This window comes from Streptomyces sp. NPDC059142 (assembly GCF_042755665.1).
In the GTDB taxonomy this organism is placed as follows: domain Bacteria; phylum Actinomycetota; class Actinomycetes; order Streptomycetales; family Streptomycetaceae; genus Streptomyces.
Window position 1 is genome coordinate 26,162 of record NZ_JBHZDA010000041.1, and the last position, 15,124, is coordinate 41,285.

General features: G+C 73.2%; 17 protein-coding genes. 9 read left to right on the plus strand and 8 right to left on the minus strand.

Translation table 11 applies throughout. From position 1 onward, the window contains the following. Positions 1–443: 443 nt before the first annotated feature. Both ACFXPK_RS17110 and ACFXPK_RS17115 read left to right on the plus strand, forming a co-directional pair. Positions 444–665 (plus strand): helix-turn-helix domain-containing protein, encoded by a 222-nt coding sequence (locus ACFXPK_RS17110; protein WP_006123601.1) that lies wholly within the window; start codon positions 444–446, stop codon positions 663–665. A 138-nt stretch (positions 666–803) separates the two neighbouring features. Next, on the plus strand, positions 804–1,595 hold the full coding sequence (locus ACFXPK_RS17115; RefSeq protein WP_385076072.1) for an enoyl-CoA hydratase/isomerase family protein: 792 nt from the start codon (positions 804–806) through the stop codon (positions 1,593–1,595). Positions 1,596–1,701: 106 nt separating this feature from the next. Here ACFXPK_RS17115 and ACFXPK_RS17120 read toward each other — a convergent pair whose 3' ends face one another. Then, a complete protein-coding gene (locus tag ACFXPK_RS17120) occupies positions 1,702–2,457 on the minus strand; it encodes a hypothetical protein (RefSeq protein ID WP_385076075.1) in 756 nt (251 codons plus the stop codon). Positions 2,458–2,552: 95 nt separating this feature from the next. On the opposite strand from ACFXPK_RS17120, the gene ACFXPK_RS17125 reads away from it, so the two are divergent. From ACFXPK_RS17125 to amaP, 5 genes are all read left to right on the plus strand, one after another. Next, on the plus strand, positions 2,553–3,020 hold the full coding sequence (locus ACFXPK_RS17125; protein ID WP_384997046.1) for an Asp23/Gls24 family envelope stress response protein: 468 nt from the start codon (positions 2,553–2,555) through the stop codon (positions 3,018–3,020). Between the two features lie 69 nt (positions 3,021–3,089). Continuing rightward, complete coding sequence (locus ACFXPK_RS17130; RefSeq protein WP_385076078.1) at positions 3,090–3,281, plus strand: hypothetical protein; 192 nt, start codon at positions 3,090–3,092, stop codon at positions 3,279–3,281. 3 nt (positions 3,282–3,284) lie between these two features. Beyond that, positions 3,285–3,632: a hypothetical protein gene (locus ACFXPK_RS17135; RefSeq protein ID WP_384997050.1), complete on the plus strand. Its 348-nt coding sequence runs from the start codon at positions 3,285–3,287 to the stop codon at positions 3,630–3,632. Beyond that, positions 3,629–4,363: a DUF6286 domain-containing protein gene (locus ACFXPK_RS17140; protein WP_385076081.1), complete on the plus strand. Its 735-nt coding sequence runs from the start codon at positions 3,629–3,631 to the stop codon at positions 4,361–4,363. The genes ACFXPK_RS17135 and ACFXPK_RS17140 overlap by 4 nt, the downstream gene beginning before the upstream one ends. A gap of 4 nt (positions 4,364–4,367) precedes the next feature. After that, positions 4,368–4,946 (plus strand): alkaline shock response membrane anchor protein AmaP, encoded by a 579-nt coding sequence (amaP, locus tag ACFXPK_RS17145; protein WP_385006461.1) that lies wholly within the window; start codon positions 4,368–4,370, stop codon positions 4,944–4,946. 105 nt (positions 4,947–5,051) lie between these two features. Here amaP and ACFXPK_RS17150 read toward each other — a convergent pair whose 3' ends face one another. The 6 genes from ACFXPK_RS17150 to ACFXPK_RS17175 form a co-directional block, all read right to left on the minus strand. Continuing rightward, complete coding sequence (locus ACFXPK_RS17150; protein ID WP_385076084.1) at positions 5,052–5,687, minus strand: HAD family acid phosphatase; 636 nt, start codon at positions 5,685–5,687, stop codon at positions 5,052–5,054. Between the two features lie 214 nt (positions 5,688–5,901). After that, a complete protein-coding gene (locus tag ACFXPK_RS17155; RefSeq protein WP_385076087.1) occupies positions 5,902–6,657 on the minus strand; it encodes an SDR family oxidoreductase in 756 nt (251 codons plus the stop codon). 4 nt (positions 6,658–6,661) lie between these two features. Beyond that, positions 6,662–8,542: a glycoside hydrolase family 15 protein gene (locus ACFXPK_RS17160; protein ID WP_385006466.1), complete on the minus strand. Its 1,881-nt coding sequence runs from the start codon at positions 8,540–8,542 to the stop codon at positions 6,662–6,664. A gap of 76 nt (positions 8,543–8,618) precedes the next feature. Beyond that, a complete protein-coding gene (locus tag ACFXPK_RS17165) occupies positions 8,619–9,422 on the minus strand; it encodes an SURF1 family protein (RefSeq protein ID WP_385006468.1) in 804 nt (267 codons plus the stop codon). A gap of 95 nt (positions 9,423–9,517) precedes the next feature. After that, positions 9,518–9,751, minus strand: a complete 234-nt coding sequence (locus ACFXPK_RS17170; RefSeq protein ID WP_385006471.1) for a hypothetical protein — start codon at positions 9,749–9,751, stop codon at positions 9,518–9,520. A 76-nt stretch (positions 9,752–9,827) separates the two neighbouring features. Beyond that, entirely contained in the window at positions 9,828–10,925 is a 1,098-nt protein-coding gene (locus ACFXPK_RS17175) for a DEDDh family exonuclease (protein WP_385006472.1), read from the minus strand. Positions 10,926–11,042: 117 nt separating this feature from the next. Between ACFXPK_RS17175 and ACFXPK_RS17180 the strand changes: the two genes are divergently transcribed. Both ACFXPK_RS17180 and ACFXPK_RS17185 read left to right on the plus strand, forming a co-directional pair. Next, entirely contained in the window at positions 11,043–11,768 is a 726-nt protein-coding gene (locus ACFXPK_RS17180) for a VIT family protein (RefSeq protein ID WP_385076091.1), read from the plus strand. 413 nt (positions 11,769–12,181) lie between these two features. Next, positions 12,182–13,225, plus strand: coding sequence for a zinc-dependent alcohol dehydrogenase family protein (locus tag ACFXPK_RS17185; protein WP_385005702.1), 1,044 nt, complete (start codon positions 12,182–12,184; stop codon positions 13,223–13,225). A gap of 86 nt (positions 13,226–13,311) precedes the next feature. Here the strand turns inward: ACFXPK_RS17185 and ACFXPK_RS17190 are convergent, their stop codons facing one another. Next, on the minus strand, positions 13,312–14,901 hold the full coding sequence (locus ACFXPK_RS17190; RefSeq protein WP_385076095.1) for a S8 family serine peptidase: 1,590 nt from the start codon (positions 14,899–14,901) through the stop codon (positions 13,312–13,314). Positions 14,902–15,124: the final 223 nt, after the last annotated feature.

Genomic DNA, 15,124 nt, shown 5'->3' on the forward strand with positions numbered 1-15,124 from the left:
GGGGGGGCGCCGTCCCCGCGCGCGGGGGGGCGCGGGGGGGGGGCGGGGGGGCGGGGGGGGGGGGGGCCCGCCCCCCCCCCCCCGCGCCGCCCCGCCGACGAGGTGACCGGGCGGCGTGATCCACTCCCTCTGGATCATTCGGCTCAGCAGTGATCCATCATCTGAGTGACCGTGTCTCGTACTCTCGGCGTGGTACCCGGCGGATCGCCTCCACCCGTACATCATCCGCACCTGCCTCAGAGGTAAGGCCCTGACCTGGTGCTTCTCGCCCGTCGCGGCTCGGGCCCGGATCGGGACAGCTCTGGAATCGGGCATTCCGCTCGTGCTGGAAGGTTGAAGTACGCCGAAGCTTGTCGTACGGACCTTGCTGAATGGGTGGCCAGGACGTCCGTAAGGGGTGATCATGAGAAGTCCAGAGCGCACTTCCCATAGAGGAGGCACGGGTGGCCGAGACTCTGAAGAAGGGCAGCCGGGTAACCGGCGCCGCGCGTGACAAGCTCGCGGCAGACCTGAAGAAGAAATACGACAGTGGTGCGAGTATCCGGGCACTGGCCGAGGAAACGGGCCGTTCCTATGGATTCGTCCACCGGATGCTCAGTGAGTCCGGAGTCACGCTGCGGGGACGCGGCGGGGCCACGCGAGGCAAGAAGGCCGCATCGGCCTGACGACCGGGCGCGGCTCCTCCCGGCCACCGGTTCGGAGAGTGGCCACCCTGGGCGATCGCGCGATCGCCCAGGTGGTTACTGTGCAGTCACTTAAGTCGCTACGGCGTTGAGTCCGACTGCCCGAACCGGAGGCACCCCATGACTTCGCTCGCACCAGTACTCGACAAGGACGGCGTACGGCTCGCCGTCGAGGACGCCGTTGCCACGGTGACACTGACCCTTCCGGCCAAGCGCAACGCCCAGTCTCCCGCTCTGTGGCGGGCGTTGGAGGAAGCCGGAAGGTCGCTGCCGGGCAGCGTGCGGGTCGTGGTGTTGCGCGGAGAGGGGAAGTCGTTCTCCGCGGGGCTCGACCGGCAGGCGTTCGCCCCGGAGGGGTTCGACGGCGAGCCGTCGTTCACCGATCTCGCCCGCGGCTCCGACGCGGAGCTGGACGCGGCGATCGCCCAGTACCAGGAAGGCTTCGTCTGGCTGCGCCGCAGCGACCTGGTGTCGATCGCGGCCGTCCAGGGGCATGCGATCGGGGCGGGCTTCCAGCTCGCCCTCGCCTGTGATCTGCGGGTCGTCGCGACGGACGCGCAGTTCGCCATGCGCGAGACCAGCCTGGGCCTCGTCCCCGACCTCACCGGCACCCATCCGCTGGTGGGGCTCGTCGGCTACGGCCGCGCGCTGGAGATCTGCGCCACGGGCCGCTTCGTCCACGCCGAGGAGGCGGGACGCATAGGACTGGCCAATCTGGTGGTGGAGCCGGGCGAACTCGACGCTGCGACCCAGGACCTGACGGCGGCGCTGCTCGCCACGGACCGGGCCGCGCTGACCGAGACCAAGGCGCTCCTCCAGGGCGCGTCGGGCCGCTCCTTCGAGGCCCAGCGCACCGCCGAGCGCGCGGCCCAGGCGCGCCGACTGCGCGATCTGGCCGGCCTGGGCGACTGACCGGCGGCCGACCGGCGCAGGGACGGCACTGGCGTACGAGGGTCCACCGGCGTACGGCTCCACCGGGGCGTACGGCGCCCTCCCGCGCCGACCAGCTCCGCCCCGGTCAGCCCCGCGCCGTTCGCCGCGTGTGCCCGCCTCCCGCACGGTCCGCCGCGGGCGCTTCCACCGCCGTCACCAGCACCGTCACCGTCCGCGGCGCCTCGTCGAGCTGCGCGAGCCGCGCCCGCACCGCCCGCGCCACCTCCAGCGGGCGGTGCCCGGCGGCCGTCGCCAGCTCCACCCGTACCCGCTCCCCGCCGTCCTCGGCCGCCGCCGTCCGCACGACCGCGCCGCCCAGAACGCCGGTCAGATGCGCGACCCCGGGCACGGCCGCCGCGGCCCTCCCCACCGCGTCCTCGGGCTCCGCGGCCTCTCGCCCGACCGGCCCAGCGGGCGCCGGGGATTCCGCCGCGCTCTCCAGCAGCGCCGTCACCCGCAGATCGACCTCGGTCACCCGCAGCCCCAGCCCGTCCACCGCACGGGCGTACAGCGCCCCGCGCAGCCGGTCCGCCAGCGTGGGCAGCGGCTCGCCCGGCGCCGCCGCGAACTCCCCGTCGATCCGCAGCGGACCCGGCGGCTGGGCGCCGGGCGGCGGCGGCACCGCCGGGTCCGCCGCCCCGTCCGGGTCGGCCAGGGCGATCCGGATCTCACCGAGCGCGGCGCCCGGCACGGTCGCGGCGGCCCGCCGCAGCTCCGCCGTCGCGGCACGCTCGGCCAGCCATGTCCCGTCGGCGGCCTCGCCCAGCGCGAGCAGCCTGCCCGGGGCGAGCCGTTGCCGTACGGCCGCCGTCCATCCCTCGGTCCCCTGCCCAGTCGTCATTCCTCCACCCTGCCGCATCCACGGCGCGGAACCCCGAAAGCGCACCTAATGTGGGCAAAGGAGTCAGATCACCGCGCGGAAAGGGATGAGTGGCGATGTCAGACACCGCACCCCGCAGTCGGGCCGACGAGAAGGGGGGAGCCAGCCCCGTCACCAAGCGCGGCGGCGGACCCCCGGCCTCGCGCGGCCGTACGACCATCGCCGACGGCGTCGTGGAGAAGATCGCCGGTCTCGCCGCACGGGACGTCCTCGGCGTGCACGCCATGGGCAGCGGGGCCGCCCGTACCTTCGGCGCCGTACGGGACAGGGTCCCCGGTGGCGGCAAGTCCGTCAGCCGCGGGGTGAAGGCCGAGGTCGGCGAGGTGCAGACGGCGCTCGACCTGGAGATCGTCGTCGACTACGGCGTGTCGATCACCGCGGTCGCCGCCGCCGTCAGGGAGAACGTGGTGGCGGCGGTCGAGCGGATGACGGGCCTCGAAGTCGTGGAGGTCAACATCGCGGTCAGCGACGTGAAGCTCCCCGACGAGGAGGACGACGACGACCAGGACTCACGGCTCCAGTAGCGGTCGGCGGGGGCGTCGCCGTACGGAATCGCCGGGGTCCCGGCCCGAGCAGCGGAAGAGGAGAGCACGATGAGTATGGCGGCGGTCGGCCTGGTGGCCGGGATGGTGCTCGGATTCGCCGGATACTTCGGTGGTTTCGGAGCCTTTGTGGTGGTGGCCGTGTTGGGTGCGGTCGGTTTCGTGGCGGGGAAGTTCGTCGACGGTGATCTGGAGCCCGGCGACTTCTTCCGCCCCCGCGACCGCGAAGACCGGCGGCGGTGAGGGATGGCCGGTGACCGGGTGGCGGCGGCCCAACGAGGAGCGACCACGATCGCCGACCGGGTCGTCGCGAAGATCGCGGCGCGGGCGGCGAGGGAAGCGCTCGATGGCGTACCGGAGGGCGGCGCCGCGCCCCACGCCTTCGTGACGGTGCGCCAGGACAGCGCGCGGGTACGGGTCGGCGTCGAGCTGGAGTACCCCTCCGACCTCGGCGCCCAGTGCGGCGCGGTGCGACGGCAGGTGGTCCACCGGGTGAGAACGCTGGTGGGGATGGAGGTGCCCGAGGTGGACGTGCGGGTCGAGCGGCTGCACTCCGACCGGTCGCGTGTCGCGGCACAGGGGAGGATCCGATGAGCGAGGAGCCCGCGCCCGAGCCGTACCGCTCCGCGCACCGGGACCGCGACCCGGACGGGGGCGGCGTACTCGAACGGGACGGCACGGGCACGGAGGCGGGCGCCGGCACGGGTGCCGGTCGGGGGCGCCGGCCGACCCTCGACGACACCGGGGACGATGACGACGACGGGGGAGGCGGGCGCCCGGCGCGCGCCGGGCGTTTCTGGTCCTTCCGCCGTGTTCCCGCCGGGCTGGCCGCGCTGATCCTGCTCGGCGCGACCGGGCTGCTGCTGTACGACATCGCCGCCGTACGCGCCGGCCACCGGGCCATGTACTGGCGCCGCGCGCTCGCGGACCAACTGGCCCGCCGGCCGCTGGAGGAGGTGTGGATCCTCGTGGCCGCCGCCGTCGCGACCGCCCTCGGCCTGTGGCTGCTCGCCCTCGCCCTCACCCCGGGGCTGCGCCGGCTGCTGCCCATGCGGCGCCAGTCCGTGCCGGTACGCGCCGGGCTCGACCGCGAGGCCGCCGAACTGACGCTGCGCGACCGGGCCATGGAGGTCTCCGGCGTCCGGTCGGCGCGCGTACGGCTGCGGCGCTCCCGCGCCAAGGTGAACGCCGCCGCGCACTTCCGCGCGCTCGACGAGGTGCGCGCCGACCTGGAACGGGCGCTGGACGACGGCATCGCCGAACTGGGCCTCGCCCGGCGGCCGGCCCTGACGGTACGGGTCCACCGGCCCGCGAGAAAGGGGTGACGCGATGGTCCGCCTGGTCAACCGGGTGCTGCTCGCTCTCCTCGGCCTGATCCTGCTCTGCGCGGGCGGCACGGTCCTCGCGGCCGGTACCGGACTGTCGGTGCCGTCCTGGTGGCCGTACGCCGGGCCGAAGAGCGTCCTGCTGAGCCGTGCGAACCGGCTGCGCTACCGGGGCGACGGCTGGTGGTGGCCCGTGGTCATCGCCGTCCTCGCGGTCCTCGTCGTGCTGACCCTGTGGTGGCTGCTGGCCCAACTGCGCCGCGCCCGGCTGTCGGAGGTCCTGATCCGCAGCGGTGACGGCGAGGGCGCGGTGCTGCGCGGCCGGGCGCTGGAGAACGTCGTCGCGGACGACGCGGAGTCCCTGGACGGTGTGGCCCGCGCGGCCGTCCGCCTCACGGGCCGGCGCGGAGGCCCGTCGGCCCGCGTCCATCTCCTCCTGGAACCGCACGCGGGGCCCGGCGAGACGGTGCGGCGGCTGTCGGACGAGTCCCTGGCGCACGCGCGGAGTTCGGCGGGGCTGGCGTCGCTGCCGGCGGAGGTGCGGCTGGGGGCGGTGAAGCACCGGGCGGAGCGGGTGAGCTGAGGGGCCGTGCGGTGAACCGGGCGGCGGGGTGGGTGAGCTGAGGGGCGGGACGGGGCTGTCGTACCCCCGCGCCCCGCTCCCTCCCGCTCCCCGGCGGTCGGATGCTCAGGAGAGCTGCCCGTCGTAGTCCGGGAGCTTGAAGGTGCGTTCGGCGTGGCCACCGGTCAGGTCGGTGGTGTTGTTGCCGATGTTGGCGATGATCGTGTAGCCGTTCTTCTCGATCTTCACGCGCTGGGCCGTCTTGAACGCGCTCACCTCGGTGAAGAGGTCCCCGATCGACCGGCCGTAGAGACCGTCGACCGTGTAGCCGACCGACTTCAGGTTGTACTGCGTGACCGACTGGATGAGGTCGGGACGGGCCGACACGAAGAAGATCTTGACGCCCCGGTCGTGCGCGAACTCCGCCAGGGCGAGGGTGCGCCGGATCGCCGGGGTCGGGAAGGCCGACGAGTAGTCGGTCTCCAGCGACGTGTTGTCGATGTCCAGGACGAGGGCGGGCTTCTGGCCGGCGGGCACCGAGGCGAGGCGCCCGGCGACATAGGAGTCCGCCTGGTCCATGACGGCGGCTATGTCGGCCTGCCAGGTCGCGTAGTCGGGCTTCGCGGCCGCTGCCGCGGCGGTGGCCGGAGCGGACGCGGGGGCGGTGGGGGCGGCCAGTGCCGGGAGCGCGGTGCCCGCCGCGAGCGCCGTGGTGAGAACCGCGGTCGTGGTGAGGCTTCTGAGCAGGCCGAGTGCCGCCATATCGGTCTCCTGGGGTGAGGGGTGGGGCCGATGGGTCGCGCACATCGTGGCAGCCACGGGTTACCGATGGGTAGAGGCTGGTCGGCCAATAGCCGAACTCGCTCTGCGCCAGGCCCAGTTGCCCCGCCCCTCCCGACAGGCGTTGCCTGGAGGAGCTGTTCCGAAGTCCCGCCCGCCCCGAGGGGCGGACGGGCGCTGCTTCGGAACGAATCGGCTAGAAGCCGTGCCGCGCGCCGCCGTCCACCGGGAGCATCACGCCCGTCAGATACGACGCGGCGGGCGACAGCAGGAACGCCGCCGTCCTGCCGAACTCCTCCGGCGTCCCGTACCGGCGCAGCGGAATACGCGACTCGTTCGCCGCCCGCGCCGCCTCCGCGTCGCCGGACAGCGCGTCCAGCTCGCGGACCCGGTCCGTGTCGATCCGCGACGGCAGCAGACCCAGCACCCGGACCCCGCGCGGCCCGACCTCGTCCGCCAGGGACTTCGCGAACCCGGCGAGACCGGGGCGCAGCCCGTTGGAGATGGTCAGGCCAGGGATGGGTTCATGGACGGAGCCCGAGAGCACGAAGCCGACGACCCCGCCCTCCGTCAGCTCGGCCGCCGCGGTACGGGCCAGCCGTACCGCGCCCAGGAAGACCGACTCGAACGCCGTACGCCACTGCTCGTCCGTGTTGCCGGCGGCGGACCCCGGGGCGGGGCCGCCGACGCTGATCAGGATGCCGTCGAAGCGGCCGAACCGTTCCTTCGCGGCGGCGACGAGCTGCTCCGCCACGGCCGGGTCCGCGTTGTCCGCGGCCACTCCGTGCGCCCCTGGCCCCAGCTCCGCCGCGGCGGCGGTGATGCTCTTCTCGTCGCGCCCCGAGACGACGACCTTCGCGCCGTCCGCCGTGAGCGCTTCCGCGGTGGCCCGGCCCAGCCCTCGCGAGCCACCGGTGACGACGTAGACGCGGTCCTTCAGTCCAAGATCCATGGCCCTATCCTGCCGTGCCGCCCCCCGCGCTGTCGTCCCCCGGTCCAGGCTCCGGACCGCCCTGCGCCCCCGCCTCCGCCTCCTCGGTACGGGCGCCGGGCTCCCTCCCCGCCGTCACCCCCGCGAGGGTCAGCGCCGTCACCACCAGGCCGATGTGGCTGAACGCCTGCGGGTAGTTGCCGAGCTGGCGCCGCGCCACCGGGTCGTACTCCTCCGCGAGCAGCCCGACATCGTTGCGCAGCGCGAGCAGCCGCTCGAACAGCTCCTCGGCCTCCGCCGTGCGTCCCGTGAGGTGGAGCGCGTCGGCCAGCCAGAAGGAGCACACCAGAAACGTTCCCTCCTCCCCGGGCAGCCCGTCCACCGCGAACCCGGTCCCGCTGTAACGCCGCAGCAGACCGTCCCGCCCCAGCTCGGCCCGTACCGCGTCGACCGTGCCGATCACCCGCGGGTCGTGCGGCGGCAGAAAGCCGACGCGCGGGATGAGCAGCGTCGCGGCGTCCAGCTCCGCCGAACCGTACGACTGGGTGAAGGTGTTCCGCTCCGGGTCGTACCCCTTCTCGCACACCTCCCGGTGCACCTCGTCCCGCATCGCCCGCCACCGCCGTACGTCGCCGTGGAGCGAGGGCTCCTCCTCCAGCGTCCGTACGGCACGGTCGGCGGCGACCCACGCCATCACCTTGGAGTGCACGAAGTGCCGGCGGGGGCCCCGTACCTCCCACAGCCCCTCGTCCGGCTCCCGCCACTTCGACTCCAGGAAGCCGAGCAGGCTGAGCTGGAGGTTCCAGGCGTGCGGCTTCGAGGCGAGCCCCGCCGTGCGCGCCACGTTCAGGGAGTCGATGACCTCCCCGTACACGTCGAGCTGGAGCTGGTCGACGGCGCCGTTGCCGGTACGGACCGGGAGGGAGCCCGCGTACCCGGGCAGCCACGGCAGCTCGCTCTCCGGGAGCCTGCGCTCGCCGCCGAGCCCGTACATGATCTGAAGATCGGCCGGGTCGCCGGCCACCGCGCGCAGCAGCCAGTCCCGCCAGGCCGCCGCCTCCTCCAGATAGCCGGCCGAGACCAGGGCCCCCAGCACCAGGGTGGAGTCGCGCAGCCAGCAGTAGCGGTAGTCCCAGTTGCGTACGCCGCCCATCTCCTCCGGCAGGGACGTGGTGAGCGCGGCGACGATGCCGCCCGTCGGGCCGTACGTGAGCGCCTTGAGCGTGATGAGCGAACGCATGACGGCCGCGCGGTGCGGGCCCTGGTAGCGGCAGCGGGCCGCCCAGGTCTCCCAGTCCTCCAGGCTGTGCGCCAGCGCGTCGTACGGATCGACCCGCTCGGGGCGCGGCTCGTGGGAGGGGTGCCAGGTGAGGACGAACGCCACCTGCTCGCCCGGCTTGACCGAGAACGACGAACAGGTGCTGAAGTGCTGCCCCCAGGTCTTCACCGGCGGCTCGCTGCGCAGCCAGACGGAGTCGGGACCGGCGACCGCGACCCGGTGGCCGTCGGAGCGCCGCATCCACGGCACCACGGAGCCGTAGTCGAAGCGCAGCCGGAGGGTGGCCTTCATCTCCACCTCGCCGCTGACGCCCTCCACGATCCGCACGATGTCGGGGGCCCGCTCGCGCTGCGGCATGAAGTCGATGACCTTGACCGTGCCGGTCCTGGTCTCCCACACCGTCTCCAGCACGAGCGAGTCACCCAGATAGCCCCGCCGGGTGCAGGTCCCGGCCCCCGCGGGGGCGAGCCGCCAGTGACCGTTCTCCTCGGAGCCGAGCAGCGCCGCGAAGCAGGCGGCCGAGTCGAAGCGAGGAAGGCACAGCCAGTCGATGGAGCCGTTCCTGCCGACCAGGGCGGCGGTCTGGAGATCGCCGATGAGTGCGTAGTCCTCGATGCGTTGGGTCACGCCAGGGCTTTTTCCCGTACGGCGGCCGAGCTAAGCAGAGGGATGGGGCAGGGGGATGACGCGCCGGGGCGGCAGGTCAGGCGTGGGCCGGCTCGGGTTCCGGCTCGGCGTCGGCGTCCGCGGCGCTCTTCGCGGCGGCGAGGCGGTCGCGCCGCTCGTTCCGTACGAGAATCCCCCAGCCGACCGGTACGGCGGCCACGAACAGCCACCACTGGACGGCGTACGCCATGTGCGGGCCGATCGAGCCGTCGTCCGGGTTCTGGATCGGCTGCGGGCTGCCGTCCGCCGGCGCGGGGGAGGTCAGCTCGACATAGCCGCCCAGGACCGTACGGCCCAGGGACTCCTGCTGCCGGCCGCTGTTGATCAGCATGACCTGGCGGGGCGGCAGATCCCCCACGTCCCGGATGCCGGTGACCGCGGAGGTCTCGTCGGCCTTCAGCCGGCCCGCGATGGTGACCTCGCCCTTCGGCGGTGCGGGGATCTCCGGGAAGGTGTGCTGGTCGCCGTTTGCGGGGATCCAGCCCCGGTTGACCACGACCACCCGGCCGTCCTTCATGACCAGCGGGGTCAGGACGTGGTAGCCGACGCGGTCGTCGTTGGAGGTCCTGCGCCGGACGACGACCTCGTGCGCGGTGTCGAACGTGCCGGTGACCGTGACACCGCGCCAGTAGTCGGAGCGCGGGACGGTGTGCCCGGGGGAGGTCAGCTCCGTGACCGGAACGGGCTTCGCCGCGAGGTTGGCCGAGATCAGCGAGTTCTGGGCCACCTTGTGCTCGTGGCGGTGCAACTGCCAGAAGCCCAGCTCGATCATCGTGGGGATGAGCGCGAGGGCAAGGAGGGTGAGGATCACCCATTGCCGGGACAACAGGAAGCGGTACACGCCATCGACGGTACCCGGCGGGTCCCGGCGGGCCGACCCGGGGGTGGGGATCGGCCGCCCCGGGTGCGGGGGGCCGCCCCGGATGCCGGGGCGCCTCAGACGTGGTCGACGATGCCCGCCCGGCCGTCGGCGCGCGCGCAGTGCCCGCCGCAGAACCAGTGCCCGTCCACCTCGACGCCCTGTCCGATCACCTGCACCCGGCAGTGCTCGCAGATCGGCGCCATCCGGTGGATGGCGCACGCGAAACAGTCGAAGACGTGCACCACGCCCTGCGCGTGCACCTCGAAGGACATGCCGTAATCGTTTCCGCAGACCTCACAACGTGCCATGCGCCACAGAGTGGAGCGCGGGGGACCCGGGCGCGAGCGGGACGGTGGCGCGTCGCGCGTCAATTCACCCGTCTGGTCATCCCTCCGCGGGGAACAGTCCGGGCGCCGACTCCTGCGGGGGCACGGGACGGCCCGGCGGTACGGAACGCTCCGCCGGTGCCGGACGCCCTGCCGGTACCGAACGCGCCGCCGGTGCGGACCCCGCGGGCGTCACGTCCCGCAGGAGCTGGGTGAAGGCCGCCTCGTCGACCACCGGGGTGCCGAACGACGCCGCCTTGACCGTCTTCGACGTCGAGGAGTCCGGATCGTTCGTCACCAGCAGACTGGTCAGCCGGGACACACTCGTCGCCACATGCAGCCCCGCCTCCACCGCCCGGTCCTCCAGCAGCTCCCGGTCGACGGACGTGTCGCCCGAGAACGCCACCCGCATCCCCTGCCGCAGCGTCCCGCCCGGCTCGTACCGCCCCGGATTCGGATACGGACAGGCGGGCCGCTTGCGCGACGGACGCCAGCTCCCCTGACGGGACGACGGCTGATACCCCACCCGCGGCCGTGACGGGGCGTCCGACCACTCGGTCAGCGGCCGGCACTCCAGCAGCGGCAGCCGTACGCCGCTCCTGGCCGCCGCGTGCAGACTCGGCCGGAACGCCTCGGCCAGCACCCGCGCGTCGTCCAGCGCGTGGTGCGCGCGCTGCTGTACGACACCGAAGTGCGCGGCGAGCGACTCCAGCTTGTGGTTGGGCAGCGGCAGGCTCAGCTCCTTGGAGAGCGCGATGGTGCACAGCCGCTGCCGGGTGGGCGCGGTGCGCCCGGCGCGCGCGTACTCCCGGGCGATCATCGACCAGTCGAAGATCGCGTTGTGCGCCACGAGCACCCGCCCGTCCAGCCGCTCGGCCAGCTCCTCCGCCACCTCGGGGAAGAGCGGCGCGCTCTCCAGCACCTCGCTCGTCAGGCCGTGGATCCACACGGGCCCCGGATCGCGCTCCGGGTTGACGAGGGTGTACCAGTGGTCCTCGACATCGCCGAGGGAGTCCAGGCGGTAGACGGCGGCGGAGATTATCCGGTCGTCGCGGGCGAGACCGGTGGTCTCGACGTCGACGACCGCGTACCCCTGTGGATAGGCGGTCGGCCATGCCGCTGAAGGCGTCTGCGTCTGGTCGTCAAGCATGGTCACAGAGAATACGGGCCGCGACTGACAGTGCTGTTGCCCGGTCAGCCGTCGCCCCGTCAAGGCGCTTGTGGGGCGGGTCGGTCCACGGGCGGCGCGGGGTCGGGGTGAGACCTTGACCGGGTGACCGACACCACACCACATGACGAACCGCACGACGAGCCCCACGGCGACGCCCTGGGCACCCGCCTCAACTGGCTGCGCGCCGCCGTCCTCGGCGCCAACGACGGCATCGTCTCCACGGCGGGAATCGTCGTCGGGGTGGCGGGCGCCACGAGCGCGCGCGGCACCCTGCTCACGGCGGGCCTGGCCGGGCTGCTGGCGGGTTCCATGTCGATGGCGGCGGGGGAGTACGTCTCGGTCTCCACCCAGCGCGACTCGGAGAAGGCGGCGCTGGAGGTCGAGAAACGGGAACTGCGCGAGCAGCCACGGGCCGAACTCGACGAGCTGACGAACATGCTGGCGGACCGTGGACTCTCGCAGGACGTGGCGCGGGAGGCCGCGGAACAGCTCACCCGCCGCGACGCGCTGCGCGCCCACGCGCGCGTGGAACTGGGCATCGACCCCGACGCGCTCACCAACCCCTGGCACGCGGCGGGCGCGAGCTTCCTGGCCTTCACGGCGGGCGCCCTGCTCCCCCTGCTGGCGATGGTCCTCCCGCCCGCGTCCCTGCGGCTCTGGATCACGGTCCTCTCGGTCCTGGCGGCCCTGTCCCTGACGGGCTGGGGCAGCGCCCGCCTGGGCTCGGCGGCGGTGGTCCCCGCACTGCTGCGGAACGTGGCCGGGGGAGCGCTGGCGATGGGGGTGACGTACGGGGCGGGGGCGTTGCTGGGGGCGGCGGGGGTCTAGTGCGTGTCCGCCCTGGACGGGGGTGACTTGGCCCGGAAGGGGCGTCAGGTCGTCGTGGCGGCCCGCCCCGTGCGCCGGCCCGCCGCGTGCCCGTACGCCGCGTGCCCGTACGCCGAAGCCGCGTGCTTCCACCGCCGCCTTCGCGCCCGGAGCGACGAGGCGGTCAGGGACTTCTGCCCGGCGGCTCCGGCGCCGGGGAGTGCGCACGGCTCCAGGGGGGAGCGGACTCCTCCAGCGCCGGTCGGCAGACCGTACGGCCGTCGGCGGGTGCGGGCGGGTGCGGGCGGGTGCGGGCGGGTGCCGGTCGGCGCGTTTGCGCCCGACCCCGCGGGTGGGCTTACGGTGGATGGTCGGCCATTGGATGGTCGTACCAATCAATGCCCTGAACGCCAGCGGAAGAGGTAACCCCCCACATGCGCGCCACCGTCATCCACGCACCCGGCGACATCCGTGTCGAGGAGGTGCCGGACGCCGTGATCCAGCAGCCCACCGACGCGGTGGTACGGGTCCTGCGCTCCTGCATCTGTGGCAGCGACCTGTGGCCGTACCGGGGCGAGGGGCGCACCGGGCCCTCGCAGCGGATCGGCCACGAATTCCTCGGCGTGATCGAGGAGACCGGCTCCGACGTGGGCGGATTCGCGTCCGGCGATCTCGTCGTCGCGCCCTTCGCCTGGTCCGACGGCGTCTGTGAGTTCTGCCACGACGGCGTCCAGACCTCCTGCCCCGAGGGCGGTATCTGGGGGCAGCCCGGCTCCGACGGCGGACAGGGCGAGGCCGTACGGGTGCCCCACGCCGACGGCACGCTGGTCAAGCTCCCCGCGGACGCCGCCTCCGACGACCGGCTGCTGACCGCGCTGCTCGCGCTCTCCGACGTGATGGGCACCGGTCACCACGCCGCCGTCGGCGCCGGGGTGCGGCCCGGCGCCACGGTCGCCGTCGTCGGCGACGGCGCGGTCGGGCTCTGCGGTGTGCTGGCCGCCAAGCGGCTCGGCGCCGAGCGGATCATCGCGCTCGGGCGCCACCAGGCCCGTACGGACATCGCCAGGAGCTTCGGCGCCACCGATGTCGTCGCCGAGCGCGGCGACGCGGCGGTCGCGGCCGTACGGGAGCTGACCGGCGGGCAGGGAGCGCACTGCGTGATCGAGGCGGTCGGCACCGAGCAGTCCATGCTCACCTCGGTGAAGATCACCCGCGACGGCGGCACCATCGGCTACGTCGGCGTGCCGCACGGCAGCGCCACCGGTCTCGACCTGGGCCACATGTTCTCGCGGAACATCGCCCTGCGCGGCGGCGTCGCACCCGCCCGCGCCTACCTGCCGGAGCTGCTCCCCGACGTGCTGAACGGCACGATCGACCCGTCGCCCGTCTTCGACCTGCGGGTGGGGCTGGAGGACGTCGCCGCCGGCTACAAGGCGATGGACACGCGCGCCGCGCTCAAGGTGCTCATCGCCGTCTGAGGCCCCTCATGCGAACAGGAAGCGCGGGCCGTCCGTACCGGGCGGCCCGCGCTTCGTCCGTCCTGGCGGTGTCCTGCCGCCGGGCGTTACCTGCTGACGGCCGCCAGGGCGTCGACCAGACCCGCCCCGTAGAAGCCGTTGTAGCGCTTGCCGCCCTCGCAGACGGCGTCGATCTGTCCGTCACCGTCGATGTCGTACGCCTCCGGGCAGGCGAGGTCCTCCGCCTGCACCTTCAGCAGCGCCTTGATGGCCCACGCGGGCGCGTGCGGATGCGTCGACTTCAGCAGCGCCGCCACACCCGCGGCGTGCGGGGAGGCCATCGACGTACCGGCCATGTACCCCCAGGTGCCGCCCGGCAGCGGGCCGAGGATCAGACCGCTGGTCGCCGGCGGGGCGGGCGTCTGGTAGCGGGTGGAGTCGCCGCCCGGGGCCGCCACGTCGATGATCCCCAGACCGTGGTTGGAGAACGACGACTTCAGGTTCTTGGCACCGGTGGACGCGACCGTCACCACACCCGGCAACTGGGTCGGTATGTCGAAGCACTTGGAGGGGTCGACGACCCGCTCACCCGGCGTCGAGTCGTTCGGGCTGCTCGGGTCGGTGATCGAGTCGGAGGACAGGTCGTAGTTCTCGTTGCCCGCCGCGGCCACGTTGACCGTGCCCTTGTTCTCCGCGTACCGGGTGGCCCGGGTGACCGCGTCGACGAGGGCCTTCTGGTCCGGGTCGCTGGTGCAGTTGAAGTACCACGGGTCGGTGTAGTAGCTGTTGTTCGTCACGTCCACGCCGTGGTCGGCGGCCCAGACGAAGCTGCACACGACGGCCTCGGCGTAGAAGTACCCGGCCGGGGTGGACGCCTTGATGCCGGCCACCTTCACGCCCGGCGCGACCCCGGTGATGCCCACGCCGTTCTTCGCCCCGGCGATCTCGCCCGCCACATGCGTGCCGTGCGGGCTCTCACCGGAGGCCGGCCGCCAGGCGCCGTCCGTCCTGTCCGGCTTGCCGCTCACGCAGTTGACCGAGGCGGCGCGGTCGAAGTTCGGCGCGAGGTCCGGGTGCGTGTCGTCGACACCCGTGTCGATGACCGCGACCGTGACGTTCCTGCTGCCGAGCGTCTTCTCGTGCGCCTTGTCCGCCTTGATGGCGGGCAGGTCCCACTGCAACGGCTCCAGCGGGTCCTGGGCCAGGGCCTTGCTCGACGCCCCGGCCGCTCCCTTGGACTGCTTGTTCGCGCGCTCGGCCTTCGCGGTCGCCGCCGCGATCTCCTCGGCCGTCACCTCCCGGGGCGCCCCGAGGTCCGTCGTGGACTGCGAGGGCATCGGCGCCGTACGGGTCGCACCGGCCGAGTCGACGCCCCTGACCTTGCGGACCGTCTTGGCGAAGTCCGGGTTCTGCGAGGTGACGACGATGACGCCGATCCGGTCGTAGGACGTCACCACCGTGCCGCCGGCCTTGCCGATGGCCTTCTCGACCGACGCGATCACCGAGCGCCCGCCGCGGGTGTTCACCACGTACGAGAGCTTCGGTCCGTCCGTCACCACCGGGGCGGACGGGCCGCCCGCCGCGGCCGTGTCGGCGGCCGTGGCCGTACCGGTCGGCAGGAAGCCGAGCGAGACGGTGAGGGCCAGACCTACGGGCAGCGCGAGCACGCGCCGCCGTCTGGATCCCAGATGTGCCATGGGTTCTCCACATCATCCGTGAGAGCCGTCCCGGCGCGGGCTACGCCTGGACGGGTACATGACCAGTGAAGTTATCTCCGACCTGCCGTGGTCATCAATCACTTACGAATCCTTTCCGCAAGAAAAAGGCCGGTGTTGAACCGCTTCGCCCTGCCTCCCGTGCCGTTGTCAGGGGGACCAGTACCCACGCGTTCCCTGTGAGGTTCCCCGCCCCATGACCCAC

Bases quoted from the DNA above. Each gene is read 5' to 3' on its own strand.
- ACFXPK_RS17190 (WP_385076095.1), bottom strand. From the start codon at position 14,901: ATGGCACATCTGGGATCCAGACGGCGGCGCGTGCTCGCGCTGCCCGTA.
- ACFXPK_RS17170 (WP_385006471.1), bottom strand. From the start codon at position 9,751: ATGGCACGTTGTGAGGTCTGCGGAAACGATTACGGCATGTCCTTCGAG.
- ACFXPK_RS17140 (WP_385076081.1), top strand. From the start codon at position 3,629: ATGAGCGAGGAGCCCGCGCCCGAGCCGTACCGCTCCGCGCACCGGGAC.
- amaP (WP_385006461.1), top strand. From the start codon at position 4,368: ATGGTCCGCCTGGTCAACCGGGTGCTGCTCGCTCTCCTCGGCCTGATC.
- ACFXPK_RS17130 (WP_385076078.1), top strand. From the start codon at position 3,090: ATGAGTATGGCGGCGGTCGGCCTGGTGGCCGGGATGGTGCTCGGATTC.
- ACFXPK_RS17135 (WP_384997050.1), top strand. From the start codon at position 3,285: ATGGCCGGTGACCGGGTGGCGGCGGCCCAACGAGGAGCGACCACGATC.
- ACFXPK_RS17150 (WP_385076084.1), bottom strand. From the start codon at position 5,687: ATGGCGGCACTCGGCCTGCTCAGAAGCCTCACCACGACCGCGGTTCTC.
- ACFXPK_RS17155 (WP_385076087.1), bottom strand. From the start codon at position 6,657: ATGGATCTTGGACTGAAGGACCGCGTCTACGTCGTCACCGGTGGCTCG.
- ACFXPK_RS17115 (WP_385076072.1), top strand. From the start codon at position 804: ATGACTTCGCTCGCACCAGTACTCGACAAGGACGGCGTACGGCTCGCC.
- ACFXPK_RS17125 (WP_384997046.1), top strand. From the start codon at position 2,553: ATGTCAGACACCGCACCCCGCAGTCGGGCCGACGAGAAGGGGGGAGCC.
- ACFXPK_RS17185 (WP_385005702.1), top strand. From the start codon at position 12,182: ATGCGCGCCACCGTCATCCACGCACCCGGCGACATCCGTGTCGAGGAG.
- ACFXPK_RS17120 (WP_385076075.1), bottom strand. From the start codon at position 2,457: ATGACGACTGGGCAGGGGACCGAGGGATGGACGGCGGCCGTACGGCAA.